Origin of the sequence: Fibrobacter sp. UWCM (assembly GCF_900129735.1) — a bacterium.
Lineage (GTDB): Bacteria > Fibrobacterota > Fibrobacteria > Fibrobacterales > Fibrobacteraceae > Fibrobacter.
The window spans coordinates 65,502-86,629 of the sequence record NZ_FQWR01000014.1; the positions used below are offsets into that span (position 1 = coordinate 65,502).

14 protein-coding genes are annotated in these 21,128 nt (G+C 44.9%); 11 read left to right on the forward strand and 3 right to left on the reverse strand.

Translation table 11 applies throughout. The annotated features are described in order from the left end of the window. Positions 1-71: 71 nt before the first annotated feature. From BUB22_RS10235 to BUB22_RS10245, 3 genes are all read right to left on the reverse strand, one after another. The gene (locus BUB22_RS10235) at positions 72-1,766 is read right to left on the reverse strand and encodes a hypothetical protein (protein WP_073115039.1); all 1,695 of its coding nucleotides are present in this window, start codon (positions 1,764-1,766) and stop codon (positions 72-74) included. A gap of 137 nt (positions 1,767-1,903) precedes the next feature. Further along, on the reverse strand, positions 1,904-2,347 hold the full coding sequence (locus BUB22_RS10240; protein ID WP_072811875.1) for a hypothetical protein: 444 nt from the start codon (positions 2,345-2,347) through the stop codon (positions 1,904-1,906). 109 nt (positions 2,348-2,456) lie between these two features. Next, complete coding sequence (locus tag BUB22_RS10245) at positions 2,457-3,878, reverse strand: sigma 54-interacting transcriptional regulator (protein WP_073115040.1); 1,422 nt, start codon at positions 3,876-3,878, stop codon at positions 2,457-2,459. Positions 3,879-4,074: 196 nt separating this feature from the next. On the opposite strand from BUB22_RS10245, the gene BUB22_RS10250 reads away from it, so the two are divergent. The 11 genes from BUB22_RS10250 to BUB22_RS10305 all read left to right on the forward strand — a co-directional run bounded on the left by BUB22_RS10250 (position 4,075) and on the right by BUB22_RS10305 (position 21,107). Next, positions 4,075-4,761, forward strand: a complete 687-nt coding sequence (locus BUB22_RS10250) for a vWA domain-containing protein (RefSeq protein ID WP_073115041.1) — start codon at positions 4,075-4,077, stop codon at positions 4,759-4,761. Then, positions 4,758-5,477: a protein phosphatase 2C domain-containing protein gene (locus BUB22_RS10255; protein ID WP_073115042.1), complete on the forward strand. Its 720-nt coding sequence runs from the start codon at positions 4,758-4,760 to the stop codon at positions 5,475-5,477. The genes BUB22_RS10250 and BUB22_RS10255 overlap by 4 nt, the downstream gene beginning before the upstream one ends. Continuing rightward, on the forward strand, positions 5,467-6,909 hold the full coding sequence (locus BUB22_RS10260; RefSeq protein WP_073115043.1) for a protein kinase domain-containing protein: 1,443 nt from the start codon (positions 5,467-5,469) through the stop codon (positions 6,907-6,909). Before BUB22_RS10255 ends, BUB22_RS10260 begins: the two co-directional genes overlap by 11 nt. A 1-nt stretch (position 6,910) precedes the next feature. Continuing rightward, complete coding sequence (locus BUB22_RS10265; RefSeq protein ID WP_073115044.1) at positions 6,911-10,027, forward strand: DEAD/DEAH box helicase family protein; 3,117 nt, start codon at positions 6,911-6,913, stop codon at positions 10,025-10,027. Continuing rightward, on the forward strand, positions 10,017-11,636 hold the full coding sequence (locus tag BUB22_RS10270) for a hypothetical protein (RefSeq protein WP_139258958.1): 1,620 nt from the start codon (positions 10,017-10,019) through the stop codon (positions 11,634-11,636). Before BUB22_RS10265 ends, BUB22_RS10270 begins: the two co-directional genes overlap by 11 nt. A 2-nt stretch (positions 11,637-11,638) precedes the next feature. Continuing rightward, the gene (locus tag BUB22_RS10275) at positions 11,639-14,116 is read left to right on the forward strand and encodes a hypothetical protein (RefSeq protein ID WP_073115046.1); all 2,478 of its coding nucleotides are present in this window, start codon (positions 11,639-11,641) and stop codon (positions 14,114-14,116) included. After that, positions 14,116-15,921, forward strand: a complete 1,806-nt coding sequence (locus tag BUB22_RS10280) for a hypothetical protein (RefSeq protein ID WP_073115047.1) — start codon at positions 14,116-14,118, stop codon at positions 15,919-15,921. Before BUB22_RS10275 ends, BUB22_RS10280 begins: the two co-directional genes overlap by 1 nt. A 168-nt stretch (positions 15,922-16,089) precedes the next feature. Then, positions 16,090-16,362, forward strand: a complete 273-nt coding sequence (locus tag BUB22_RS10285; RefSeq protein WP_073115048.1) for a cytoplasmic protein — start codon at positions 16,090-16,092, stop codon at positions 16,360-16,362. Between the two features lie 437 nt (positions 16,363-16,799). Next, positions 16,800-18,323, forward strand: coding sequence for a J domain-containing protein (locus BUB22_RS10295; RefSeq protein ID WP_073115050.1), 1,524 nt, complete (start codon positions 16,800-16,802; stop codon positions 18,321-18,323). 2 nt (positions 18,324-18,325) lie between these two features. Next, the gene (locus tag BUB22_RS10300; RefSeq protein ID WP_073115051.1) at positions 18,326-19,279 is read left to right on the forward strand and encodes a vWA domain-containing protein; all 954 of its coding nucleotides are present in this window, start codon (positions 18,326-18,328) and stop codon (positions 19,277-19,279) included. A gap of 139 nt (positions 19,280-19,418) precedes the next feature. Beyond that, on the forward strand, positions 19,419-21,107 hold the full coding sequence (locus BUB22_RS10305) for a hypothetical protein (RefSeq protein ID WP_139258959.1): 1,689 nt from the start codon (positions 19,419-19,421) through the stop codon (positions 21,105-21,107). Positions 21,108-21,128 lie beyond the last annotated feature (21 nt).

The window sequence follows — 21,128 nt, forward strand, 5'->3', positions numbered from 1 at the left end:
GTATCAAAATTACATAATTAAAACACCCAAATCCGTCAAATGTGTCACCACGAATATTAATTTGAAAGCATTTACTCGCATTCTACACGATAGGGCCTGTTTCCGCCGCGGTATTTGCACCAGTTCGCACAAATCGGGGTGCGGAATTCTGCGTCTACATCTTCGTCTTCGGAAACCTTCGGGAATGCGTAGTTGCAAATCTCTTCCACCTCGCGCTTCAATATGCTCGACTTCTGCTCTTCCAGATAGTAGCGGCTCACGAATGCACTGCGGCACTGCTCGTATTCCAGCATATCCCAGTCGCGGTCGGCGCACCATTCCCAAAGGTATTCCTTGCAGTAGTTCTTCTCGGTATTGTGCAGGCACAGTTCCTCGAGTTCGCTGCAGTCCGCGATGTGGTTGCTCTCGAAGTTGCTCGCCACGCAGTAGCGCTTGAGCCCGTCGGCATACGCTTCCGACTTGTCCGCATCGCTGATGGTATCGGGCAGGAATATCGACCACCTGGTGGTATCGAGCATCATGGCAGCCTTCACGTTCGAGGGGTAGCACGTCTTGGCCCATCCGGTAATTTTACCTTCCCGGTAGTATTCGTATGCGTGCGCATTGCCACTGACCAGGTCGTACTGGAAATCATCCGTCGGCATCCCGGAACAGGCGATATCCTGGTACAGCCTGCAGGCGCGCGTTTCCCAACTTTCCTCGTCGCCGTTCCCGATATAGTCGCAGTTCTGGAAACCGATATATTCCATGGTCACGCCCTCGCCACGCACATTGAGTTCGAGCGACGTTCTCGACATCCCGAAAAAGACCCCCATGCCGTTCTCGATGTTCGATTCCGGCACGACGCGCGAATCGCTTACCGATTCCTTGACCTTGCGCTCGTAATCCACGTACGCGCGGTCCGTCGTGTACATGTCCACGGAAATCCTGCCAATGGGTAGCATCATGTTCATCAGGTAGAGCGTATCGAGATTGTTGAACCCGCCTATCCAGCGGTTCTCCGAGTAGCCCAGGTTCTGACGGCGTTCAAACGGGTCGTGCATCGCGATGCCCCGGTAACCCGTCGAGTCGTCCGCTTCGGTCAGGCCCTCGAGCATCTGGTTGATGGTGGTGTTTACCGATTCCTCGGTTTCCATGTCGTAATTCAATACCGAGAGCACACCGCCGATGGACTTGTCGAAATCCAGTGCGCATTTTACGAACTCCATGTCCATCGGGAACTCCAGGAAGTCCACGCCGATTACCTTGCCATCGGTATATTCCCGGAATTCGTAACTGCCGTCCTGCTTGGGGATGTTCAGGCCCGTAACCTTGACCGGCTTGGGGATCGACGCTACCGCAGTGTACCTAGACTTTACCGTACTGCCGGCACTGTCCCATACAAAGTAAGCATCCATCGTGTAGGTTTCGCCCAGGATTCCCCTCTCGTTTGCCTTGAAACAGTTCGGCTTGCCCCACGTCTGCAGGACAACCGTGGTATCGTACTCGTTCTCGCCCATCTTGAACTTGCCCTGCAGAGTCACGTAGGCACTGTCGTAGAACGCGAAGTTTTCTGCCGATGCCTCGTCTAGTTCGTAGACCTTCGAAAAGCAGATTTCCGGATTCGTGAAGTCAGAAATGTGCCCGTAGGTGTAGATGCCCGTGTAGACCTCGCGCTCCTCGGGATAGTATTCCCACGGCCCGTGAAAGTCGCAGGCAGTAATGGCCACGAGCAAGGCCGACAAGACAGCCGGCGACACGAAACTCTTTTTAAGGAAACTCTTCATCGGACCCTATAAATTTACATTATTAGAACACCCGACCCGGGCAAAAGTGTTACCCCCTCGCGAAAATTTTTATACGGGAAAGGCCGGACCCCGTTTATGGAACCCGGCCTTGGTAATTTTCGGGACTTGCCCTCGGGTCAGTTTTCCCCGCGGCTCATCTCCATCTGTTCACGGTCCAGCGTCTGAGTCAGGTACTCCTTGAAGTCCCGGTCGATTTTCACCCCGTCGAAATCTTCTACGTTGTCCGAGAAGACGTCGATCAGCGAAAGATTATCAATCCAGCCTTCGATGTTGTACTCGTTGAAGCTGAGGTTCTTGTCGCCAGCGGGCTTTGCCACCAGTTCGACCTTAGCCTTGTCAACCCAACCCTGACCGCAACTCCCGCGCACGAGGACATCCGTATCTGCCTCCTTGACGACGGTGAGTTCATCGTAGAACCCTGCTGTGCATACTATGGTGCTCCCGCCCCGCTCGAAGGCAAGATCTATGTCGCCCTGTTTGGACTTGACCGTCCTTGCGGCAAAAGATGTCGTCACGAGAAGAACGAAGGCAATGAACAGGATAACGTTTGCGCGTTTCATGATGGCCTCCTTGTTGTGGGGGCAGACATCCACCCCGTTAAACAAGGTACAAAACCGCACGAATGTAAACCACTGTTTACATAGTCTAATGTGGAATAGGGGGGGGGAGTTATTTTTTCATGACATTATTCAGAGTTTTTGCCGTGCATCCAAACTTATCTGCCGCACGCTCCTTCGTGCCGAATTTTTTACAGGCATATTCCGCAAGCAGGTACTTAAAGCGCCCGGTCGCACCATTCCACGACATGTCACAGAATTCCTCCAGAAGCGAATCATCAAGATGATTGCTGGGAACAGCCTCTTCAAAGGACGTTTCTTCTAGAATCTCCTTTGCCGTTTTCTTGTCCTGCCATGCAACAAACTGGTAAGCAATCATCTGCAGTGAGCGAAAGTTCCCAAACAAACTAGAAGTCATCAGAAATTCCTTTAACACAGTATCCATCGGAGCCTCTTCTGGAGAACTATCCAGCTTCACTGTATTCCATATCTTTTTCCAATCATCAAGAACATCTTCACGGCATTCGCGCAGTGGAGGCAGCGTAACCTTATAAAAGCTGATACGGTCGTAAAAATCGGGATCAAGCCTCTGGCGCAACTCCTTTTCGGGCAAGTTTGATGCGCACACCAATTCCACATTGGCGGTTCTTTCTTTATCCTCGCCAACCCTTCGATAATGATGCCGTTTATCCTGCAATGTACGGAGCAGTTTGCGTTGCACACTTCTGGGCAAGTCCTGAATTTCATCCAAAAAAAGTATGCCATTATTAGCCTCTTCCAGATAGCCCTTTCTATCCTTCAGCGCCCCCGTAAAAGACCCCTTCGCATGCCCGAATACGGCAGAATCTGCCAACGTTGAATCCAGTGAGCCACAGGCCACCATCACCGCTTCCTTATTCTTAAATTTTTTTATATGCGATTCCACAAGGCGACTCTTGCCCGTACCCCGTTCGCCAAGCAAAAGTAACGGTACGCCCTGAACGCTGGCATAGACCCGGATCTTTTCTAGGGCATCACGCCTCGCCTTTGATTTTGAGTCGGGTCCATAATATGCTTCTTTCGGATTTTCCTTCTCGTACTTACGGAGTTCGCTTAGGTAAGTGGTTATTGGGAAATCAACATCATCGCAGGAAGTTTCCCCAGTTTTAGGATTCTTTTGCGACGAAACCAAACGTGTTCCATCAGGAAACGCCCCGGCAGCATACAAGATAAGCCATACCGCATGCATGGCAGGGGTACCCGAAGACACGTTAATAACGAGGCCCTTTTGGCCTTCTATTCTAGGTATGATCTGATTCTTTATAATGTTATAAATGTCTTTGTGAACTGTCGGATTCTTTACCGCCACCTCAATAGGGGTCAAAACGGGGCTTAATCGCCTAACCCCATCTAGCTTTTCCGCATGCTCTTTTTGGTAGAGATAAAGTACTTGGGTAATCTCGTGATTTCGCTCGAGATTCTTTATTAGTGATTCCAGTGCATCGGGCTCATGCCCAACAGCCATCCACGTGAGTAGCGTTATCTTCTTTCCCATGGATAGAAATATACGAAAAATTTTTCCATATAGAGCGAAAAATATTTCGCACCTAGAACAAAAAGGCTAAAAAAACGCCCCAAGAAGCCCACATTGTAGCTTGGCACACTTTTTGCTGGTATCACCATAAAAATGCATCTGTTTGCATGCATTTGTTGTAAAAAATTATATATATAGAGAAAAAGGATTATAAAATATGGGATTGAATAACTTTGTAGCACAGGAAGCACGCCCCCTGCCAATCTTCGTTTTGGCCGATGTGTCGGGAAGCATGAGCGGCCCCAAAATCAAAGAGTTAAACATCGCCTTGAGAGACATGGTCTCCGCATTGAACAACGTCAATGATATTAGGGGCAAATTCCAGCTTTGCGTAATTTCCTTTGGCGGCAACGCCGCCAATGTCGTGCAACCTCTCACAGATGTCGACAAGGTTTCCCTGACCGAATTAGAAGCCGATGGAGAAACCCCTATGGGCAGCGCATTTACTCAAGTTGCCGAAATGATCGAAAACCGAGAAATAGTGTCATCCCGTGCATACGCCCCCACGATTGTACTCATCAGTGATGGAAGGCCCACAGATTTTCGCGATGGTCAAAATTATAGCAACTGGGCTCCTTTAGCCATGTTGCATTCCGGCCCACGCTCATCCAAGTGCCAGCGCCTTGCAATGGGCATCGGAAGCGATGCCGATATGGCCATGCTAAAAGCTTTCGTGAAAAACAATCAGATTCCAGTAATTAAATCTAATGGCGCTAAAGGCATCGCAAGTTTTTTCCGTTGGGTAACCATGTCCACCATTGCCCGTGCGACAAGTGTTGCACCCAACAACGTGTCCGTAGTTGCCCCAACTTCCCTGATGGATGAAGAGGAAATCACCATATGATCGCCCAGGAGTCAAAAAGGGCCAAATTGACTTTTGTTACCCTATCGGATGTCGGAACAGCTCACCAAACGCTTAATCTACCCAATCAGGATTCGGCAGATTTTAGAGAAGCAGATGGGGATTTTGTCCTAGTAGTTTCCGATGGCGTCGGATCTTGTAAGTGTGCAGATAGAGGTTCAAAAGCAGTCGTTGATTCTTGCATAAGCACCTTCAACACCCTTAAAGCACGCACCCTTTGTTTTGACTCTAGACAAGTCGTCCAAAATATTTGGAAAGAATGGCACTCTATATTGGCAGGCAAAAACCTTGATGACTATTGCGCTACAGTAAAAGCCGCATTCAAATACGGAAACAGCATATTGCTAGTTTCCGTTGGCGATGGTTTTTGCGCTTTTTCATCAGAATCCAAGCAAGTTGCTACAGAGAGTTTTGAGACGTCCTTTCTAAATGAAACGGATTGCCTAAACAGCACCTTTTCGCCAGAATGCTTTTTTTGCAAGGAAATCCCATTAGAAGACAAACCATATGTCGTCGTATGCTGCACGGACGGCTTTTCCAATGGAATAGAAGCCGACAAGGAACTTGAATTTGTCAAGGAATTGGAATCAGGGGTTAGCGCAAGTGAACTCCGCACGGAATTAGAGTCCTTCGTTAACGCGATTTCAAAAGCCTCTTTCGACGATAAAAGCATTGGAGTTGTCAAATATGCAAAATAGAATTGACAACCTACAAGGAACTATCGTCACCGGTGAAAGTGGCAAAAGGTATCGCCTTTCCCAAAAAATTGATTCGGGATCACAAGGTGTTGTGTACGAAGAAGATTCAGGAAATTTCGTCGTAAAGCTTTATCACGAAGAATTCGCCTCAAACCATGTCATAGAACAACTGCGTTTCGTAAAACAAGTGAAGTTGCCCCCAAATTTTGTTCCTGTCGAGGATTTACTGTGTGAGCCACATGTAGGCTTTGTGATGAAGCGCGTTGTTGGTCACGAGCCTTTAGACGTATACTTACTTCCAGATCCAAAGCAACCTTTTTATAAATGGTATAATAAAGAGAAGGGCTTTTTATGCCGACTTTTTCTGGGCAGGATGATAGCCACAGCCTTCGAAAAGCTAGAAAGCGAAAATCTATCTTATTGCGACATTTCGGGCAAGAACATTCTTGTACGTACAAAGAATAAAGCTTCGGTACAGATGATTGATGTTGACAACATTTATGTTGCCGGCAGAGGAAACCCCGGTGTCCTCGGGACTCCTCGGTATATCGCACCTGAAGTAGTAAGGGGTTTGAACACTCCTGATATTTTCTCGGACAATTATTCTCTGGCAGTTATCCTTTACGAACTTTTACGAGTAGGGCATCCTTATATCAGTGATGAAATAGCTAATGGTTCTCCAGAAGACGAGGCAAAAGCACTTGCCGGGGAATGCGATTATATCTCTCCCGAAAATTCAACCCACCTACTTCCGGAAGATGTTGTTTTTACAACTCGGCTCAAGAATTTATTCAGCCGGTGCTTTAAAGATGGAAAGTTCAACCGACTAAAGCGCCCATCGGCAAAAGAATTTGAATTCGCCCTGATTGAAGCAAGCAACAATATAATAAAATGCCCCCATTGTGGAGCGTGGCATTATCCTAGAAAAACGGGAAAGAAATGGAATCCGTGTCCCTGGTGCGACGGGGAATCTAGTCCCAAGGCACGAATACAATTTTACGATTTCTTTTTTGAAGGTACCGACTACCAAAAAGCCTATTGTGATTTTGAGAAAAAAAGTCAGCCAAAAGCTACTAAAAAAACTGCGACCAACAGTTATGTAATCAAGGACGATTTCAAAAATCGCGTTCCCAGATTTTATGTAGTAGGAGAAAAATCATACACCATGGGAGCAAGCGTTGCCGAGAACTGCTTTAGCATTTATAGCAAGAATGGAACCTGCACATTGGTAAATGATGGGCTAGATATGCCAATAAAAATCAAACATTACGGGAGTACAAATTTTACGATTGTGGACAAGGACACACATTGTGACTTGAAAAATGGTGACACTCTTTTTTTTGAAATAGGAGATGATTCTCCCGCAACAATCGTAGAAGCCAGTAACCAGCAATTTGGTTTGATAAAAATGGCAATGTTCATGGAGGTTTAGCATGGATATTTCTAATCTCGGTGCGGCAAAATCGCTAAAGTTTAAACTAACACTTGATTCTGCCAGCGAATTTAAAAAAGGAAGCTTTCTTAAAATAGAATTCACAAATGATGTTACAAAATTTTCTATAACGCCGTTTGGTCCAAACGTCTCTTTCCTGGCATGTCCTGTTTTTTGCAGGACTGATGCATTTACATCACAATATTTATTAGAATGCATTCAGTCTGAACAAGCAAATACTCAAAGATTTTTCTTTGTTATCGAAAGAATTTATGAAGACAGTCTCGAAGTACAGGCATATTCTTTTTCTACAATTACAAAATACAGTACCGCCATAGAAATTCAGGTCAATGAAGATCTTGCCGATAGAATTCAGGAATTTGAAAGAAAATATGTTTGGAATGGATACGGCGAGCCTTCAATTTTTGTGCTTAACAACAAGACTAGTAAGAAACAGTCTGCCCAAATAGCCATTGTTTCAGGCAGAAGCCTTTTATTGGCAAAGAACATTGGACAGACCTTTGTCGCATATAAAGAAAGATTCCGTAAAGAACGCATACTCCCTATAGAATTCCTCATTGCTCCTGAAATCAGATTCGTTCTGCGTTCCGAATCAACAAACAACAAGTTTATTGACGATATGAATCGCATTTCCAGCGGAACATCCTATATCAATCGCTGGGAGGCCTATAGCGAATTAACAAAAAAATCGCTAGAGTTGGATTGCGAAGAATTTGGTTCTATAAATTATGAGTCATACAGTGTCAACAACAGCATGGAGGGATACACATTTGATTTTAAAATTCAAGAGCAAATAGACAACAGCTATATAGGGCGCGAATTATGCATTGTCAGTGACAATAACAGAAGTACCCCCGTCGGAACAATAAGACGTATTCAAGAGGATTCTCTCACAACATTTTTAGACTCATCAGATTTTTGGGAAGAAATTCCCAGCAAAGGAGAATTAAGCCTCGATAGTTATGGCGACAAAGTTATCGCCATACGCCGCGAAAAAGCCAAACAACGCATCTTGAGTGGACAAGCGCCAATCAAAGCGATTGTTTCAATCGTAGAAAATGGCGCCAGTAGTTACTATGAATGGGGTACACACAGGGCCATATCAAGTAAACTAAGGAGAAACTTTAAAAAGGCAAGCGATCTCAACGAACGGCAAAAAAAAGCGATTGATTTGGCAATCAACACTCCAGATTTTGCCGTAATACAGGGGCCTCCTGGCACAGGCAAAACAACTGTCATTAAGGGAATTTGCGAAAGATTCCGCGAAATCTTTGAAGACGAGGAACGTAAAAAACAAAAACTGAACCCCGAATACATTGTCCATAGCCCCAAGATATTGATTACCAGTTTCCAAAACGAAGCTGTTGATAATGCCATTTCGGCCCCTCTTCAAGGGGACTTGCCCGCCTATAGGAAAATCTCTCGCCGTGCAAAAGAAAATGTGAGGAACCAATACGAAAAATCCTTACAATCATGGCTAGATGGAGTCCGTTCCAACATTCTTGAAAGCACAAAAAACACTTCCGTGCAATCATTGAATCAAAAACGTCAAATGATGGCCGAAAAATTCCTGAAATACAAAAATGAAAAAAATCCAGAAAAATCTTTGATGTTCGCAGCCGAGCTTTTAAACGATTATTTATCCTTTAATGGAATCAATTACGATGAAATTTTGATAAAGAAAGCAAAGGCTATTATCAAGAAAGTCGAAGAAAAGTTTTCTAACAGCGCAATAAATCCTCCTGTTGAAGATCCATTGGAAAAGAAATTGAAGGCGCAGCGGCTTGACATAACGTCTTTTAAGGATGATGGCGTTCTGAACGCCAAAAGGCTTAGGGAAACACTTAATTTACGTCGTGACAAACTAAACTTACAGACAGCCGACTTCAACCTCCTGGATTCTATTTGTAACGATTCATTCTCTGATAGTGATTTTCAGAATTATGTAGCCTTGGTCAACAACCTTAAAAAGAAGTATTGTAAAGAGCCTGTCTCCATAGATATTAACGATCAAAAGGCTATCGATGATTGCCTTTTATCTATGTCATATTGCTTTAACGAGCAATACATGAATTTGTTCCCCGATAACGAAAGTCGTAAAGCATTAATTTTAGCCGAATTTATGGACAGACTTGAACAGGAATACGAAAGTGTTGTCGAAAAGTATTCTATGACAACAGCCGCAACTTGCCAGAATAGCCTTAATTTGCATAGCATCGGCGATAAAATTTATGACCTAGTCGTCGTTGATGAAGCCGCCCGTGCAAATCCATTAGACCTATTCATTCCAATGTCTATGGGCAAGAAAATTATTTTAGTCGGCGACCACAAGCAATTGCCCCATATGCTAGAACCGGATGTTGTCAAGCGTATGAAGGAAGATCCTAATTTCAAAGACTTTTCTGCATTGGAACAAAGCTTATTTGAACGACTATATGACATGTTTAGCAAAGAACCTAAGCCTAGAACAGTGATGCTTAACGAGCAATTTCGTATGCATCCAGACATATGTAAATTCGTCAGCGAACAGTTTTATGAGGGCGAACTAAAAATGTCCCCGTCAGCAAATCTTGACCTCTATAAGAGTCATCCCGAAATCAATGGAGGCCGAGCGCTTGCTTTTATTGACATTCCTAATTCCGAGGGCCCAGAAAAGCCCGGACGGTCAATGAGCCGTAACATTGAAGCCACCAAAATTTCTGAAGACGTAGTTAAAATTCTAAATAAAGTTCCTAACGCAACAATTGGCATCATTTCGTTCTATTCGGCACAGGTTTCATTAATTAATGACTGCTTGAGCAATAAAATCAATAACGAGCAAAAATCACAAGTAGAAGTCGGCACGGTTGACGCTTTCCAGGGCAAGGAGTACGATTATGTCTTACTTTCATGTGTTCGCTCCTTCAAGCATAACACTCAGAAAAAACATAGTCTAGAATTTTTAGACAAACCCAACCGTTTATGCGTATCCTTTAGTCGTTCTAAAAAACAGCTTGCCGTATACGGCGATGCACAATGTTTAAAGCCAATTGAGAGTATCAACGCACTCTATCGTGTTTGTGCCGAAAACAATGGAGGATACTATCATGCGTTATGATATTTTGAACATCGCTAATTGCCGATACGACCGCAAGGACACTCAGTCTTTCCTCGTTGCGATACCAGCCATTGCCATAGAATGCGAAGTGCACTCCCCTCAGGATGATGAACTGGATGTTTACGAAGAAACTGCACTGAAATTTATTTCTATCGGTTTTTCCCTTGCAGGTGTCGCAAATGCTTTAAATGCATCAGAGACATTTATTGAAGAAATTTACGCCAACCTGGAATCAGATCAGTTTATTCGGAAAACAGCAGGCAATCCATGGGAACTAACCGATAAAGGTATAGAATACCTAAAGGGAATTGTCAAAGACCGCCCATCTGACCAAGCGGTATACGGATATTTTTTCGTAAACCCGATAAAGAAGGATATTTTGCCTTTCTTTTACAAAGGAAATCTTGATCAAGCACCTTTATTCCAAAGAAAGGATCCTGATGTTTTTCCTGAAAAAATTACTATTGAAGGCAACGAGGAAAATACTTTCCCAAATATACATGTTAAAAATTCTGAATTAAAAAAGGCATTCTCCGCATTTATAAAATGTAACAACATATTAAAACGTCGCGATAACGACGAAATATCACATGAAGAGGCGCAGAGTGAAATTTCAGCATTGTCAATTTTTGAAGACGAATTCCAAGACCTAGATAGTTTTGATGAAGCAGAATCCTTCATAGACACCCCTATAACGAAATCGGAAAACGAAAAAGAGAGTATTAGCAGGGGACCGCAATTAGTAAAAAAATTATCATCAAGACAAAAAAATATCTACTTGACGGTAAAAATTACCATTGACCCCTCTTTGCCCGAAGGATACAAAATCACATCTCCGTTCAATATGAAAAATATTGACGAAAAATATTACCTTCGGCAAATGCAATGGCTAAAGGAGCAATCCAATGTTTTTTTAGGAGAATCTCGCTTGGGAGACTACCTAAAAAAAGAAATCGTCAAATTATGTAGGGACTTTGATAAGAATCGAATGGCTTTTGACAGCTTTGCGCTAGCGCATATGCCCCATCTTTATAGCAAAAAAGAACAGTTCAGACAACTTTATGATGATATATCCTATAGTTATGGAGCAATGCAAAGGAATCCTGGTTTACATGAACAAAAAAATATTGTACGTGATTTAGGTAGTGATGTTGTGGAAAACCTATTGAATCGTTTTTTTGTCGATTATGAAAATCGCCAATTGAACAGTATTGCCAATAATGCGAAATATGATTTAAAACAACCGAGAATTTTTCTTGAAAACCTGCTAAGTAAAACCTTTTTATTTGATAGAGATATCGAGCGCTGGTCAATTGAATTTATCAAAACAGCGCTTTCTCACTTAACCAAATCCTACGGAAATGGCGCTCTAGAAAAATTGGCCAATTTGTTGATTGCCAATTATTACAATCCAACAAAATACACAAAACTTTTTTTGGAGGCCGATAACGTCTCAGAAATGTTTAAACAAGCAATGGAGTTAAATAGAATTAGAAATCTAGTATCTCATGATAAAGGTAAAAAATTTAGTTATAATGATTATTTAACTTATACAGATAACATTTTTTCATTTGCCGACGGACTTGTCGCAATATTTGAGAGGAACTAAAAATGGGAAAGAATAAAAATAAGAAAAAAAATCAATTTCAAGTCCAAAGTGCGCCTAAGCCGTTGGATATCAGCACACCTGAAAAAGTCGAAATTGCCGTCACCAACGTTGTGGCAACCACTAATGAAACAGATTTCAATTCAAAGAAATCTGAATTAATGGAGGCTCTTCAAAAACAAGTTCAGGTGGCTCAAGCCGCATTACAAAAGGCAAACGCCGACAAAGAGGACGCAGAAGCCGCCAAAAAAGCGGCGGAAGAAGAAAAAGAGCGTTTAAAAAAAGAAAATCAGGATCTGGAATCTGAAAAGACGCGCCTTACAACGGAAAAAAATCAGATTCAAGCAGAATACGATGCCGCAATTGCAAAAATTGACGGTGCTGAGCAAGATGCGGCAAGAATAAAAAAAGCCGCAGAAGAAGAAGCAGATCAAATTAAGAATACCGCAGCAACAGATGCCGAGAAGATCAAAGACGAAGCAAATAAGAGCAAGTTGAAGGCTGTTGCAGATGCTAGAATGGAAGCAGCAAAAGCGTGGGAGGACGAATGCACACGCCTAAAAGGCGAATTTAACAGGCTAGGCGAAGAAAGAGTTGAATTTGAGAAGGTGCGTCAAAAATTCAATACGGATAAAAGTAATTGGGAGTTTGAAAAAGAGGCTTTTGATGATGAAAAAAACTATGTAGAACAATTAAAAGAAGAATACAAAAAATACAATCCCAAAACTATTGACAAACTAAATTTTGAACTTCAGCAAAAAGATGCACGCTACGAAGCTTTGGAAAGTCAATATGACAATCTCAATAAGATGTTCGCTCAAAATCAGGCATTTGTTGATTCTCTAAAAATTTCACTTAAGGATATTAACGGTAATGAAACCGAACTTAAGGAAATCCTTCCTGAAATTAACGAGATGCTTTCTAGGTATAGGAGTCTTCAGGAGGTCTATAAAAAATACCCGGATATTCAAGCAATAGAAAATCTCGAAAAACGTGCAGAGAAAGTAGATGCCCTTGAAATTCAAAAGCAAAAAATATTACAAGAACGAGATGATTACAAGGAAAAGGCGGCAGCAGCGGCAAGAACTAGCCGAGAACTGGAAACGGCGCGCCGTGAAGTTGAAGCCACCAACGTACTCAATCAACACCTGATTCAGGAACTCGAAAGCCATAAGACTGCACTAGAAAACCGTACTGGAGATGTTTGCCCGGCCCTTAGAAAAGTTGATGAAGAGTCTAATGCAGATTCATATAAAACTGAAATAGAAAAGATTAAAGGGCGTCAACAACTACAAAGCCTGCCGACATTAGTAGCGCATATTAAAAATTATGCCGGCTACGAGGGTGGCAATAAGGAACGCTTATTTTACAAGGATGACGACATACGAGCATTCTTGGCCGGTATGGCAGTAAGCCGTCTTATCATTCTTCAGGGCATGTCCGGAACAGGTAAGTCAAGTTTGCCGCGTGCTGTAGCGGAATCCATTTCTGGATTCAACAAATTGATCCCTGTAGAATCTTCCTGGCGTGACCGCAATGAACTTTTAGGATATTATAACGATTTCAATAAAAAGTTCAATGCCAAGACTTTTACCATTGAACTATACCGTAGCGGCAAGGAAATTTGCGCAGAAATTCCAACATTTATGGTGCTGGACGAAATGAACTTGGCACGTATAGAATACTATTTCTCCGATTTTCTAGCAGTCCTTCAAAAACCAAATAGCGACGACTGGATTATTGAACTTGTAGCATCAGATATGCGAACGCTCCCCATGTCCCTTTCAAAAGAGATTAAGGACAAAATAAAGATAGAAGACAAGGACGCCTACGACATTTGGCTGCGTATAGAGAAAAGCAGAGCTGGCGATGTCAGCGCAACCGTGAGTGACGAAGAAAAACAAAAGATTAGCGCCATCCTTGAAAAGGAACACTGCCTTATTGGAGCGGAGGACTTGATAGATGGTAGAAAAATCCGCGTCCCTGAAAATGTATGGTTCGTTGGCACAGCAAATAAAGACGAATCCACCTTCGAAATAAGTGACAAGGTTTATGACCGTGCTCAAGTTATAGTATTGAACGATCGTGGTGAACCAGAAGAAAAATACAAGCCTACCACAAAGCAATTTATTTCTGTGGATAAATTACAGGACATGTTTACAAAAGCTAAGAAAGATTTAGGCAAGAAAAACGAAGATGAGATTGAAAATAGGCTAAAGGAACTCGAAGATGTTTTAAAGGAATACTTTGGAGTAGCCTTTGGCAATAGAATTTACAATCAGGCAAAAGACTTTACCGCTGTATTTATGGCAGCTGGCGGCACCCTTGAAAATGCTTTAGATTATCAGATTTCAACAAAAATATGGCGAAAGGTTGAATCTTGCGACAAAGAAAGAAATGCGTTTGAGGAATTACAGAAAATAGTTGAAGACTATCCGGAAACATCAGAATTGCTTAAGAAAAAACTTGAAGAATTCTCCTAATGCTTGAAGAATACAAAGATTTTGGCATGGCCTTTCTGCGGCATAACCAAAGCCCTATTGCAAGTGTATGCAATGGGGATATTCCACTATACGCAATAGACAACTCTTTGGAAGATGAAAACTGGGGTGAGCTGTTCGAAATATTGCAGGATGCTAAAAGGCCTATCACCAAAATTTGCGAGGCGCCCAAATCTCATTTGAAATCGGTAAATGAGATTCGCCCTATTGATACAGTAAAAAGGGTTGGATACGAATCTATCCCCTATCTTGCATCTCACAGCGAAGACTGGCTAGCCCGTACTGCGACAGGCCTGAAACCGGCACGACTATTTTCTCGTGTAGAAGATGACGATTTTTCAATATACGAAAATCGTGTAACGAAAACCTTGATAGACGTCGTGATCACATATCTTCGTAAAACCGAAAAAAAACTGAATGACGCTGTTGGGCAGCTAGAAGGCATTATCAATAGTGGAGTACAAACTACTGGATTTGGTTTCGATTACCGTTTCCAAATGGCTCTTAGCGAACTTTTGCGAAGTTCAACAGAAAGTGATAAAAGCCGGTCCGAAAAATACAAAAAACTAAAGGAATGCCTAAAGGAAGCCCGAAAACTCTTAAGGTCCTATTTACGGCTTCAACAGTCTTTTTTGTACCGCAAATTAAAAAGAACTAAACGTGTATTCGGCTCTTTGAATGAAACGAATATCTTGTTGATGGATAAAAATTACAAGTATGTTTCTCAACTTTGGAAATACATGCAAAAGACCTTGAAAAAGAATTTGCACCAAACCGAAGTAGAAAATCGCGAAACCTCACAACAAGATGCCGAACGATGGTTTATGCAGTTCTGCAAAACTCTTGCAGGATATGCTGCTAACAATTTAGACTTTATTGAACGAAAAAACTTTCTTTTCCACAAGCAAGACGCCCTACTAGAATACTCTATTTCAGACAATAATGGCTTAATACATTGCGTGTTGCGAGATTCAACCAAGCGAAAAACGCCTATACAAAATGGTCTGAAATGTCCGATTCCAGCAGGAGCCGATTCTGGAAAGTTTTCTTTTGATGGACAATTCTTGTATTGGGAAAATGACATAACCGACGATGACATAGATACATTCTGTAATTTATTCCTACCGAATTTAAAAGGCAAGCCAAAGGAAAAAAATCAAAAAGAACAGCGAGATGCTAAGCACATTCGCGACGAATTAAAGAAAGCCTTGGTTGAAGCAAATATGAAATATGGCAAACCGCCCAAAAGTCATGTTGTCATCAAGCCTGTCATAGTTGAACTAAATACTCAAGACACATTCAATTTCAAAAAAGAGCTTTTAGCTCAAGGTAATAAAATTGCAGAAGAGCATAATGCCGACTATGTAATTATGGCCCTGCCTTTTTGCAATGAAGCCGAACAGCAAATTATTGAATACGCCCATAATGTCAACGATAAAGTCTTGATATTACCCTTAACGATATTTGATATTAATTCTTATCGACGACTACAAAATGTATTACTTCGTCAAATTGGACAAATAAACGGGGATATGCCAGGAATATTTAGCAAGGACGACGGCGTTCATCCCCGCCTTACGCAATGCCCTCATTGTCATCACAAGTATTTGTATTTACACTGCGAAGCAACCGAAGACACACTAGACGAAATGTCGCTTGTAAAAAAAGAAGACTTCTTTCAATGGGATTCTTTGTTCAAATACAAAGACATCGTTTCGATGACCATAGGCAAGAATGGCTTTTTGTCAGTATGCCCTAATTGTGGGAAGACACCATCCACTGATTAATTTCCTTCTGTACATTAGGGTCCTAAATAAGAAAAAATTTCTTATTTAGCGAAATTTTTTTCCAAAATAATTTCACATATCTGCCCAAAAACGGCTTTTCAGCCCCTTTTTCTGATTGGCACGCCTTTTGCAATAGGGATACCAAAACCCTAACAAAAGGAGTTGCTAATGACTAATCCGACAATCCTGAAGATTCTAAGTGACGCCCACAAGGCCTCGTTTATGAACGAACGACTGGTAAAACAGTCGAAAATGTGTGGCTGTTTCAGCTGCGAGAGAGTCTACCCTGCGACCGAGGTCAAGGGGTGGTGCCCCGATGGTGCCGACGCGACGGCGATATGTCCATACTGCGCGGTCGATTCCGTGATTCCGGATGCTTCCGGTTGGCCGTTGACCGCCGAGTTTCTCGCAGTGATGCGCCGTCGCTGGTTTGGGGTGTAGCACCCTTTTATTAACAAGTCTAGCCCATTTGACTGAATGGGCAGTGTACTTCTATTACCCCAAAGGAACAACTATGAAATCAACAACATGCTTTTCCCGAGCTACGGGAACCCCTCTTTCCGTTTACAATACAGAAGCGGAAGCCCAACAATCTGCAGACTACCAGCTCCGAAACAGCAGAAGCCTTTACGCCTACCGTTGCGAACGCTGTGGCCTATGGCACCTCGCCCCTACCGCATCGCGCATCAACGTCTTGCACAACGCCTGCAGTTGCGCCGATAGCTGTGGGCGTCACAAGGACTTATACCTATCGTATGAGGACGCCCTAAAAGCCAAGACAAAGCGGGAATCGGAAGGCGCAGGCCCCCTATATATCTATCCATGCGAGACCCGCTCTGGTTACCATTTAACACACAAGTCGCGCTAGGGGGTAAACGATGTTTTCGATATTCAATTTCGGAAAGCGAAAAAAAGAGCAGGCCCTGCGGGAACGTGAGCAGGCCAAGCGGATTAAGCGCACGGAGCGAAACCTGACCAAGTCTGCGGCCATAAACACTCAGGCGATCGATGTGCTGAACCAATCCATCCTCAATAGCAACGGAATTAAGCAGGGCATTGATGATTTCAACAACCAGGTCGCAGACTTCCAGAAGACCGTTGACGAAAACCGCTCGCTGCAAGTGGAACTGCAACAGCAGCAGAACCGCCTGGCGGGATGGGAAGATGACCTGAAGGATCGCAAGGAGGCCATCCGCAAGAAAGAAATATCAATACACATCAGGAGCGAAAATGTCCGCAAGGATGAACAGCGCGTTGCCATCAAGGATGCCGACCTTGACGCCGAGCGCCAAAACATCAAAGACGAGCGCTCCGCCATGAAGGACAGGGTCGCAAAGGCCGAGAAAGCAGAAAAGGAGTACAATCAGGAAAAGGAAACCTACGAAGAAAAACAGAAAACAGCCGACGCGCTCAAAGATGAATACAAGGCTAAAATAGCGAATCTCGAAACCCGCGAAAAGGAATGTTCCGAAAAGGAATCTTCCATCGCGTCGCGATTGGCCGAAGTGGAGGAAAAGGAAAGAACGTTTGAATCTCGAGAACGCGAAAAGCGAGAAGCGTTCGAAGCCGAGAAGGAGCGCTGGGAAAAGGACCGCTCCGAGATAGAGAACAACCTTAACGAGAAAATCAAGGAATACGACCGAAAATTGGCCGATATGGAAGCCGTATCCGAAACCTTCGACAACATCAAGTATGATGACAGTGAAGACGGGAAAAAGGCGAAGATTGTAGTCAAGGAAACCATCCGCGTCAGCATCAAGGCTCTTGAGGAATCGATACAGAAATTCAAAGAACTTGACGAGAAATATGCAAGCGGAACATTCAAAGGGTTCTCTGTGCCTATTGACGAAATCAATCTTGCCTACGAAGAACTCAAAAGCCAATACGCCGCCATCAAGGAGCATGCCGAATCTTCAGGCCTCGATTTTTCCGTGTGGCTCGGGAAAATAGAGAACTGCGTTCTCGAAGCCGACAAGTACCTGAAATCATTCTTTTTTGCGGAAAGCTACAGGAACATAGTCGAAGGCTTGAGTTATTGCAAGGGTTACGAAGACATCATCACCATCTTGAATAATTACGCAAGCGCATCGGAAGCCCCAGGTGAAGAAGCCTCGGATACATCGGACGGATGGGTAGACCTGTACAAGGTCCTTTACGATGACGAGTATGATGAAGCCACAGACTACACGGAGTTTGACATCAAGCAACTCAAGAGGCAGTACAGGAAGATGGCCAAGATGTTCCATCCGGACAAGGCGACCGAAGATAATCGCGAGGAATACACCGAACGGTTCAAGCAACTGAACGAGGCATGGGATATACTATCCGACGCGGAAAAGAGAGCGACTTACGACAGTACCTACGTCGCATCAAGAGATTCACACAAAACACGGGAGAAATAACCATGGAAAAAGTAGAAACAAAACTCCACCTGCCGGCCCTAAAGAAGCCTAGCGGAAGCCTTGTCGTTAAGAAAGACGACAAGCCTATCAAGACATTCAACATTGCCTCCGTGCAAAAGCAGGGGGCTTTGGGAAACGTCCTCAAGGGAGACTCCATAAAGCAGAAAATGCAGAAGGAACAGCAGGCGCACAAGGGGCTTGACATGGTGCTGATGGGCGATTTAACGGGATCTATGTCCGCCTACCACGCAATATTGAAACGTAAGTTTACCGAAATATGCACGACGCTTTTCCAACTCATCCCCAACCTGCGCATAGGCATCATCTTTTACCTGGATCACGGGAGCGGAGACCCCTACATCACGAAAGTCCAGCCGTTAACGGTCAATGTCGAACAGTTGCAGTCGTTTATCTTGGGTACGCCCGATGGATACGGCGGTGATGAAGACGAAGCAGTGGAAGACGCACTTCACGACGCACTCGAAATGAACTGGAGTGAAATCAACACGCATTCCGTTGTCCTTTTCGGCGATGCCCGGCCGCACGAAGTTAGCGAATGCCCTTACCAGCACGACTATTTCAAAATCACCGAGTCGCTTTTCAAGAAGCAGGTCACCATAAACACGGTATACTGCTCGGCAGGCTGCGATTACCGCCGCCAATCTACGCTCTACGAAGTAGAAATCGGCAATTTCAGTCGCCGCGTTTCTCGACTTGGCAATCCTGAATTTTTCTCTTGGATAGCGAACGTCACGGGAGGTATAGCCATCGGTGTTGAGCAAATTGACGACATTGTCGACATCATCAAGGGCATGGCGGCAAAGGACGCGGGCAAGATTGAAGAACTAGAAAAGGAAGAACTGAAGATTACCTTGCGTCCAATCCCGGCGTTGGTCCATATCAAGGAGCAGGCGAAACTTATTGAGCACAAGAAGAAATTGCTTGGCTACAAGTAATGTTTTGCTCCCCGGGCCAGGCTCCGCCAGACTGGAATCGGCAAGGACTACTAGCGCAGCGGTCCTGTTGCCCGGGGAGTCCGTTGACACCCTACCCTTCTTCAACTATCTTTCCAAAAAAAATTTCTAGGGGACTTTTATGCAGTTAATCAGAACTTCTTTTAACCTGCGTAGTGACATGCCGTGGGACGAGCTGTACCGCGAATGCATATACGCTTGGCTCGGCAGCAGCAAGGACAAACGCGGCAATCGCTATTACGAGCACCTATTCCGCAAGCTACCCAGGGATATCGACTTCGACGAGAATCCTTCCGGCAAGTTCGAGTTCGCGGGCGACAAACTGGAATACAACTCCTTCTCGTGGAAACTCTGCGACTACATCGGGTTCACGTTCACCACCAAGGACGCCGTGTCCGGCCGCATCTGGAAAACGCAGATTGCCATCAAGAGGACGGAGGAGCACGCATTCTGCTTCGTCTCGCTGGACTGCGACCTCGGGCGTGACAAGCGGCCGCCGCGAATTGCACGCCCGCGCGTCATAGAACTGCTGCTCACGAACTTCCAGGATGGCGACGGCGCCATCGACGAGATAAAGCGGCAGGCGCATATCCTGGAGCCGAGCGAGATCGACCGTGCTAAAAACGCGCTGACCGGCGGGCTACGCAACGTGCTGCCCATCGTTTACCTGAGCTGTTCGGCAAAGACCCACGCGCTCATGCCGAGCAAGGTGGCCGAAAGCCTGTTCGGCGTCGCGCACGTATTCGCAGAGCAGAACCCCATGCTGAGGGACCGTCTCGCGCAGGAATTTACAGACAAACGAATACCGCAGGGTGGCGAGATCGGCATCTGCTACACGGGCCAGCCCATTACCATATTCAACCGTTTCGACGTGGTGGACTGGGCCGAGAATCCCGAGACGCTGGTGCAGGACATATTCCTCAAGATTCTCAAGGCGAATCTCTCGCTCAAGTTCAACTTCACGTGGGACGACCTGCTCGCGGCACGCGAAGACTACGAGAACGAACTTGTCGAGCGCGAACGTGTCGAGAAGCTGAATACCATAAACGAGATGCGCGAGGAATGGCTGCAGGCGCGGCAGGCCCGCGTGGACATGTCGTGCCTTGTCGAGAAGCTGATGAACGACCTCGAGCGCGTTACGGCGGAACGCGACCAGTACAAGGACGAGCACGCGAAATACGATTCGCTCAAGCGAAAGTACGACAACTGCCTGGACGAGCGCAACACCTGGGAAAGCCTCGCCGTGGAAGCGGACGAAAAGCGCGAGAAGGCGGAAGAGGAACTGCGCGATGCAAGGGAACAGCTGCACCAGGCGTCTACAAAATCGGATGCGCTCAGGCAGAACCTGAATTCAAAGAACGTCAAGGGAGTCCGTTACCTGCCGCTCGTACTCCCGCCCGAAAGCGAGATGTACCCGAACGAATACATGTGCCAGCTGGTGCGCATACTGACGCTCGCCCTACCGAACGTGCCCACTACGGACAAGTCGCCAAGGGTACGAACAAAGTCATTTATCGAGGATATCCTCGCGGCCAACGCGGATGCGGTCCGTACCTTCAACGAGTACGACGCGAAAAAACGCGAGCTCGAAATGGCGGCGCGGCAGGAAGGCGTCCAGAGCAAGGACGGCATGAGGGTGGCGAAGTTCTTCAATATGGAAATCATCAAGAAGGGCAACAACCACGGGAAAATCCGGTTCATCAACGATGCTCAGGAAAGGTTCCTCGGGACGGAGGCGTCTTCGGGCAGCGACAGCGCCCACGGCGGCAAGAACGAGGCGAGCGACGTGACGAAAGCGATGCTGTGGTAGCGAATCTTGCCGCAGGCGAAC

What these genes read in the sequence shown, in the direction of transcription:
- BUB22_RS10235 (WP_073115039.1), bottom strand. Translation starts at nt 1,766, where the DNA reads ATGAAGAGTTTCCTTAAAAAGAGTTTCGTGTCGCCGGCTGTCTTGTCG.
- BUB22_RS10240 (WP_072811875.1), bottom strand. Translation starts at nt 2,347, where the DNA reads ATGAAACGCGCAAACGTTATCCTGTTCATTGCCTTCGTTCTTCTCGTG.
- BUB22_RS10245 (WP_073115040.1), bottom strand. Translation starts at nt 3,878, where the DNA reads ATGGGAAAGAAGATAACGCTACTCACGTGGATGGCTGTTGGGCATGAG.
- BUB22_RS10250 (WP_073115041.1), top strand. Translation starts at nt 4,075, where the DNA reads ATGGGATTGAATAACTTTGTAGCACAGGAAGCACGCCCCCTGCCAATC.
- BUB22_RS10255 (WP_073115042.1), top strand. Translation starts at nt 4,758, where the DNA reads ATGATCGCCCAGGAGTCAAAAAGGGCCAAATTGACTTTTGTTACCCTA.
- BUB22_RS10260 (WP_073115043.1), top strand. Translation starts at nt 5,467, where the DNA reads ATGCAAAATAGAATTGACAACCTACAAGGAACTATCGTCACCGGTGAA.
- BUB22_RS10265 (WP_073115044.1), top strand. Translation starts at nt 6,911, where the DNA reads ATGGATATTTCTAATCTCGGTGCGGCAAAATCGCTAAAGTTTAAACTA.
- BUB22_RS10270 (WP_139258958.1), top strand. Translation starts at nt 10,017, where the DNA reads ATGCGTTATGATATTTTGAACATCGCTAATTGCCGATACGACCGCAAG.
- BUB22_RS10275 (WP_073115046.1), top strand. Translation starts at nt 11,639, where the DNA reads ATGGGAAAGAATAAAAATAAGAAAAAAAATCAATTTCAAGTCCAAAGT.
- BUB22_RS10280 (WP_073115047.1), top strand. Translation starts at nt 14,116, where the DNA reads ATGCTTGAAGAATACAAAGATTTTGGCATGGCCTTTCTGCGGCATAAC.
- BUB22_RS10285 (WP_073115048.1), top strand. Translation starts at nt 16,090, where the DNA reads ATGACTAATCCGACAATCCTGAAGATTCTAAGTGACGCCCACAAGGCC.
- BUB22_RS10295 (WP_073115050.1), top strand. Translation starts at nt 16,800, where the DNA reads ATGTTTTCGATATTCAATTTCGGAAAGCGAAAAAAAGAGCAGGCCCTG.
- BUB22_RS10300 (WP_073115051.1), top strand. Translation starts at nt 18,326, where the DNA reads ATGGAAAAAGTAGAAACAAAACTCCACCTGCCGGCCCTAAAGAAGCCT.
- BUB22_RS10305 (WP_139258959.1), top strand. Translation starts at nt 19,419, where the DNA reads ATGCAGTTAATCAGAACTTCTTTTAACCTGCGTAGTGACATGCCGTGG.